The organism is Cumulibacter soli (genome assembly GCF_004382795.1).
Lineage (GTDB): Bacteria > Actinomycetota > Actinomycetes > Mycobacteriales > Antricoccaceae > Cumulibacter > Cumulibacter soli.
The window spans coordinates 134,097-141,170 of the sequence record NZ_SMSG01000008.1 but is presented as its reverse complement, the minus strand read 5'-3'; the positions used below and the strand labels follow the sequence as shown (position 1 = coordinate 141,170).

The window sequence follows — 7,074 nt, the reverse complement described above, 5'->3', positions numbered from 1 at the left end:
CTACAATCACCACAGGCACCACACCGCAATCGGAGCCCCACCAATGAGCAGACTCAACAACCTGCCTGGACATCACAACTAGCCACTTAACACAACCGCACAGGGCGAGGCCGTCGCGGCCTCGCCCTGTGCGTTTCTATTGTTCTGCCTACTGCGGCGGCTCGAGCCCCAACAGCGCGTTCTCGATCAGTTCCGGTAACGCGGGATGAATCCAATACTGACCTCGCGCAACGTCCAGGGCTGACTGCCCGAACGCAGCGGCCTGGATCAACGGTTGGATCACCACCGACGCCTGGTATCCATATACGTGCGCACCGAGGATCTTCTGCGTGCCAGCGTCCGCCAATACCTTGCAGAACCCGGTGGCGTCCTCCATTGCCCATCCGTAGGCGATGTCGCCGTACTTCTGCACCTTGACCAAATAGTCCACGCCTGCGGCGCGTAGTTCTGCTTCAGTAGGCCCGAACGAGGCGATTTGCGGCGAGCCGAACACGGCGTACGGCACAAAGCGGTGATCGTACTTGTGCAGGTCGGCTTCGGCCGCGACCACGTTGTGCGCGATCACGCGCGCCTCGTGGTTGGCGACGTGCTTGAGCTGCTTTTCACTGGAGATATCGCCCAGCGCCCACACGCCTGGTGCACTGGTGCGGCCGTACTCATCAACGCGGACCCGGCCGTCATCGTGTAGCGCGATGCCGCCCACCGGCGCTTCCAGCAGGTCCGAGTTCGGCACGCGGCCGATCGCGATCAGTACGGCTTCGGCCTGCAGACTCCCCTCGCCGTCCGGGCCCTTGGTAGTCAGGGTCCACACCCCGTCGTCGTACGACGCGGCGCTCACCTGCGTGTCCAGCACGAGCTGACCGTTGGCAACCCATCGATCGGTAAATGCTCGGGATACCGATTCGTCTGCCTTCCCCAGCGCGCGCGGACCGCGCTGCAGCCACGTTACGTCGACACCGAACGCGGAGAACACGTGCGCGAACTCCGCGGCGATGAATCCCCCACCGATGATCACCATCCGCGGCGGCAGTTCGTCCAGGCGCATCACCGTGTCACTGGTGTGCACGCCGCGTTCAACGTCCACAGCATCCAGCCCGGGCACCGGCAGCATCCGCGGCCGCCCACCCGCAGCGAGCACGATCTGATCGGCGGTGATCGTCACGCCGGTCCCCGTGTCGATCGTCCGTTCACCGACGAAACGTGCGGTGCCCTTGTAGACGGTGACGTGCTCCAGGCTGTTGCGATACGCCTCGCCGGCCGGCGGAATCTGATCAATGCGGCCGAATACGCGATCTCGGATCGCCGGCCAGTCCACCGACGGCTCCCCCATGCTCACGCCGAGCTCTCGCGCGTGCTCGGCGGCCGAGATCACGTCGGCCGGGTAGACGAACATCTTGGTCGGAATGCATCCCACATTCAGACAAGTGCCTCCGAAGAGGTCCTTCTCGATGATCGCGATATCGAGGCCGTCATGCTCCGGACCGATGACGGAATTACCCGAGCCCGTGCCAATGATGACCAAATCGTGGTGCCGTGACTGCATTATTTTCCTTTCCGGCAGCGACGGGCCACACCTCGCCGCACCGGTACAAGAAAGTGCGATATCCCGCGGCCCATGGGCATTCTAGGCGCCTGCGACAACCCACCGGCGGGTACGCCACTTAGCGCAACAATTAGCGAAACGCGGTGCGTCGAAGCTGTGAAAAATAGCGCAACGGCTGGAATCCGGCGCCATCGCGGGCGGAAGATTGACGGATGATGGAAGCGCAGGCTGCAACCGGATCTTCGTCCAGCAGCGTACGGACTCGCAAGAACGGGAACTCGCCGCATCTCTTCCTCGAATTCGGACGTGCCGAGTGGGAGGAACTCGCTGAGAGTACGCCGCAACCGTTGACCGCCGAAGAACTGGAACAGATCCGCGGTCTGGGCGAGCAGATCGACCTCGATGAGGTCGTCAGTGTGTATCTTCCGCTATCGCGTCTATTGAACTTGCACACCATGGGTGTGCATCAGGTCTGGGACGCCCAGCGCGAGTTCCTGCGCTCGGACGTACACAAGGTTCCCTTCATCATCGCGGTCTCCGGTTCGGTCGCCGTCGGTAAATCGACCACTGCTCGCCTGTTGCAGGCGCTACTGTCGCGTTGGCCGGGCACGCCGAAGGTCGACCTCGTCACCACCGATGGGTTTCTCTATCCCAACGCCGTACTCGAAGAGCGCGGCCTGCTCGATCGCAAGGGGTTCCCTGAGTCCTACGATCGACGCGCCCTGCTGCAGTTCGTCGCCGAGGTCAAGGCCGGACGACGCGAGGTCGCGGCGCCGCTGTACAGCCACCTGGTGTACGACGTACTGCCGGACAAGAAACAGGTCATTTCGAGCCCGGACATCCTCATCCTCGAGGGCCTGAACGTGCTGCAGCACGGATTGGCGACCGGTGGCCGGGTGCCTTCGGTCTTCCTGTCTGATTTCTTCGACTTCTCGGTGTACGTCGATGCTCAGGAGCGCATTATCAAGAAGTGGTACATCGAGCGCTTCATGGCGTTGCGCCAGACCGCGTTCACCGACCCGGATTCCTTCTTCAAGCACTACGCTCGACTCACCGAACAAGAAGCACTGGATACGGCGTCGGGCATCTGGGATTCCATCAACGGTCCCAACCTCGTGCAGAACATTTTGCCGACCCGCGGACGTGCCCGATTGATTCTCAGCAAGGGTGAGAACCACCGGGTAGAGCGAATCCGGTTGCGGCGCATTTGAGTAAGCGCCTGCGGTAGTTGCGCCGGTCACATTCTCGTCGGTTCGGTCGTCTAGGCTGACCGTCGAGGTGATGACATGCCCGAGATCAAGGAACTGACCGACCGGCTCGCGGCCGGTGACCTGACGGCGATCGACGCGCTGGAGCAGACGATCGAACGCATCGAGGCGCGTGATGCGGAATTGAACGCTGTCGTAGTGCGCGACTTCGACCGCGCCCGCGGTGCTGCGGCGGCTGCCGACGAGCGCCTAGCGCATGGCGAGCGTGCACCATTGTTGGGCCTACCGATGACAGTCAAGGAAAGTTTCAACATCGCCGGGCTGCCGTCGACCTGGGGGCTGCCTGAGGCGCGCGACAACATCGCCGCTGCCGACTCTCGAGTAGTACGCCGGCTCAAGGGAGCCGGCGCGGTCATTCTCGGCAAGACCAATATCGCGATTGACCTCGCCGACTTTCAATCCAACAACAAGGTGTACGGCGCGACGAACAATCCGCATATGGTCGGCCGCTCCTCCGGCGGATCCTCAGGAGGCTCGGCTGCCGCGCTCGGTGCCGGCTACGTACCGGCCGAGGTGGGTACCGACATCGGCGGCTCGGTGCGGCTACCCGCCGCGTTCTGCGGTATCTGGGGCTTGAAGACCACCTACAGTTTGGTGTCCTTGGAAGGGCACTCGCATCCTGGCACCGACGGCGCTGCGCGGCCGCTCAGCGTCGCGGGGCCCATGGCCCGCACCGCGGAGGACGTCGAGTTGTTGTTGTCGATCATTGCTGAGCATCCGCTGCCGGGACCCAGGCGCGAGAGCACGGCGGGCGCGCGTCTTGCGGTCATTGACACTCATCCCGTCGGACCGATCGACTCGGACGTCGCTCGGGTCATCGACGAGACCTGCGCTCGTGCGGAGGCGGCCGGCTATGTGGTGGACCGTAACCCGCAGTTGCCAAACCTCGCCGAGATGCACCAGGCATACGTCAAGATGCTGTTGACGGTGCTCTCCCGCGGAGTCGCACCCGAAGGCGTACCGCCGATCACGCTGAGCGATTGGTTCGACTTACAAGACCAGCAGGCCCTGTTCGCCCGCGCCTGGAACCTCGCGCTGAACGAGAAGTACGACGGCGTACTCGCACCGGTATTCGGCACCACGGCGTTTGAGATCGACGATATCGACATGTCGACCCGGAAGATCTCGATCGACGGAACCGCGACCGCGTGCGGGCTGCAATTGGCATGGGCCGGTCTGGCGACCTACCCGAACCTGCCGTCGATCTCCTTCCCCGCGGGCAAGGGTAGTGACGGCTTGCCGATTGGTCTGCAGTTGATCGGGCCGCACTTCGGCGATCGTGACGTGATCGCGCTTGCCAAACCCATCGCGATCTAGCCGAAGCGTCCCGATCGGCTACGACTCGAAGGCCTCCGGCGGCGGGCAGGAGCACACGAGGTTCCGGTCGCCGTAGGCGCCATCGATGCGCTGCACGGGTGCCCAGTACTTCGCGGTGCGCGTGTGCTCGCTGGGAAAGACGGCCACCTCGCGGCTGTAGGGGTGCGTCCAGTCGCCGGCAAGTTCAGCGGCGGTGTGCGGAGCGTTGCGCAGCGGGTTGTCCGTGGCGTCCCATTCCCCCGATTCGACCTTGGCGGCCTCCGCGCGGATCGCGATCATCGCGTCGCAGAACCGATCCAGCTCGGCGAGGTCCTCGGACTCGGTCGGCTCAACCATTAACGTGCCGGCGACCGGGAAACTCATGGTCGGCGCGTGGAAGCCGTAGTCAATCAGTCGCTTTGCGACATCGTCCACGCTCACCCCACTGCTCTTGGTCAGCGGGCGCAGATCCAGGATGCACTCATGTGCGACCAGCCCGTTCGCGCCGGTGTACAGCACCGGGTAGTGCTCACGAAGCCGAGCGGCGATGTAGTTCGCATTCAAGACGGCCGCCTCCGTGGCGCGGCGCAAGCCGTCGGCCCCCATCATCCGGATATATGCCCAGGAGATCGGCAGGATGCCCGCTGAGCCCCAGGGCGCGGCGCTGACCGGTCCGGGGCCGGTCAGCGGGCCCGCCTCGGCGATCAGCGGATGGTTCGGCAAGTACGGCGCGAGATGCTCACGAACGCCGATCGGGCCGACGCCGGGACCACCACCGCCATGTGGAATGCAGAACGTCTTGTGCAGGTTGAGGTGCGACACGTCTGAACCGAACCGACCGGGCTGCGCCAGGCCGACCAAAGCATTCAGGTTCGCCCCGTCAACGTACACCTGGCCACCGGCGTCGTGCACCATCGCGCACACTTCGCTGATGGTCTCCTCGTACACGCCGTGCGTGGACGGGTAGGTGACCATCATGGCGGCCAACTGGTCACCGTGCTGCGTGATTTTCGCGCGCAGATCGTCGATATCGACGTTGCCTGCGTCATCGCACTTGACCACGACGACTTTCATTCCGGCCATGACCGCGGACGCCGCGTTGGTGCCGTGCGCGGACGAGGGAATCAGACACACCGTGCGCTGCAATTGACCGTTGGCTTCGTGATACTTCGCGATCGCCAGTAGACCGGCGAACTCGCCTTGCGATCCGGCGTTCGGCTGAAGAGAGACGCTGTGATACCCGGTGACCTCCGCCAGCCACGACGAGAGATCGGCGAAAACCTGCGCATAGCCGGCGGCCTGATCGACCGGCGCGAACGGATGTAGTCCGCCGAACTCGGGCCACGTGATTGGCTCCATCTCGGTCGTTCCGTTCAGTTTCATCGTGCACGAACCGAGCGGGATCATGCCCCGGTCGAGTGCGTAATCGGAGTCCGACAGTCGGCGCAGGTACCGCAGCATGGCGGTCTCCGAGTGGTACGCCGAAAACACCGGGTGCGTCAGGAAGTCGCTGGTGCGCTGCAGCGTCAGCGCCTCGGGGGCTTCGGCGACGAGCTCGCCGGTGCCGAACGCGGCCAGCACCGCCTCCAGGTCTGCGTCGGTAGTGGTCTCGTCGCACGAGAGTTGCAGAGCGTCGTCGTCGACTCGCCATAGGTTGATACCGCGATCGAGCGCGTCCGCCTGGATCTGCGCCGCGCGTCCCGGCACGCGGACGGTGATGGTGTCGAAGTACGAGGCGGTGCGGACGTCGATGCCGGCGGCGCTCAATGCTGCGGCCAGCCGCGTCGCCTTGGCGTGCACCGAGCGCGCGATCGTGCGCAGCCCGTCCGGGCCGTGATACACCGCGTACATCGAGGCCATGATCGCCAGCAATACCTGCGCGGTACAGATGTTGGATGTGGCCTTCTCCCGGCGGATGTGCTGCTCGCGGGTTTGCAGTGCGAGGCGGTACGCCGGAACACCGCCCGCGTCGACCGATACGCCGACCAAGCGCCCAGGCATGGTGCGCTGCAAGCCGTCACGCACCGCCATGAATCCGGCGTGCGGACCGCCGTACCCCATGGGGACTCCAAACCGCTGAGCGGACCCGACGGCGACATCGGCGCCGAGTTCGCCCGGCGAGGTGAGCACAGTCAACGCGAGCAGGTCGGTCGCCAGCACGGCCAGCGCCCCAGTGCCGTGGGCGGTGTCGATGACCTCGCGCCAGTTACGAATCTCGCCGCCGGAGGACGGATACTGGCCAAGCACGCCGAACACGTCTCCAAGGTCGACCCCGGCGTGAAACAGCGCTTGTTCGAGCCCGGCGGAGAGGTCCTGCTCCACCACGCGCAGCCCGAGGGCCTGCGCACGGGTGCGGATCACGGCGCGAGTCTGCGGGAACGTATCGACGTCCACGACGAAGGTCGGATTCTCCGACTTCCCCTTCCACGCGCGGCGGCATAACGTCATCGCCTCGGCCGCGGCGGTCGCCTCGTCCAGCAATGACGCGCCCGAGATCGACAGCCCGGTGAGGTCGCTGACGAGCGTCTGGAAGTTCAGCAACGCCTCCAAGCGGCCCTGCGAAATCTCCGGCTGGTACGGCGTGTACGCGGTGTACCAGGCCGGCGATTCAAGCACATTGCGTTTGATCACGGCCGGTACGTGAGCGTCGTAGTACCCCAGGCCGATCATGGATCGCTTTAGCGAGTTCGCGGACGCCAACGCGCGTAGCTCGGCGATGGCCTCGGCCTCGGTGGCTGCCTCGGGCAGATCCAGCCGGTCGGCGATGCGGATCCCGGCGGGTACGGCGCCCTGCACCAACTCGTCGATCGACGCCGAGCCGATTACGTCCAACATTCGTGAGATAGAGGCGGCGTCCGGGCCGATATGGCGGCGTTCGAACGCGAAGTAATCGGTGCTCACAGGTTGTTCACTCCAGGGCAGACGAAAGGTGTCGTCTCCCCCTCAGTCGAGCGGACGCTCTTCAGA

General features: G+C 64.7%; 4 protein-coding genes. 2 read left to right on the top strand and 2 right to left on the bottom strand.

Annotated elements, in window-relative coordinates; genetic code table 11:
• Positions 1 to 148: 148 nt before the first annotated feature.
• Entirely contained in the window at positions 149 to 1,543 is a 1,395-nt protein-coding gene (locus E1H16_RS16940) for a mycothione reductase (protein WP_134325098.1), read from the bottom strand.
• A 212-nt stretch (positions 1,544 to 1,755) separates the two neighbouring features.
• Between E1H16_RS16940 and coaA the strand changes: the two genes are divergently transcribed.
• A complete protein-coding gene (gene coaA / locus E1H16_RS16935) occupies positions 1,756 to 2,754 on the top strand; it encodes a type I pantothenate kinase (RefSeq protein WP_166741819.1) in 999 nt (332 codons plus the stop codon).
• Positions 2,755 to 2,829: 75 nt separating this feature from the next.
• Positions 2,830 to 4,128: an amidase family protein gene (locus E1H16_RS16930; protein ID WP_134325097.1), complete on the top strand. Its 1,299-nt coding sequence runs from the start codon at positions 2,830 to 2,832 to the stop codon at positions 4,126 to 4,128.
• An 18-nt stretch (positions 4,129 to 4,146) separates the two neighbouring features.
• On the opposite strand, the gene gcvP is transcribed toward E1H16_RS16930, so the two are convergent.
• Positions 4,147 to 7,008, bottom strand: coding sequence for an aminomethyl-transferring glycine dehydrogenase (gene gcvP, locus E1H16_RS16925; protein WP_243837883.1), 2,862 nt, complete (start codon positions 7,006 to 7,008; stop codon positions 4,147 to 4,149).
• Positions 7,009 to 7,074 lie beyond the last annotated feature (66 nt).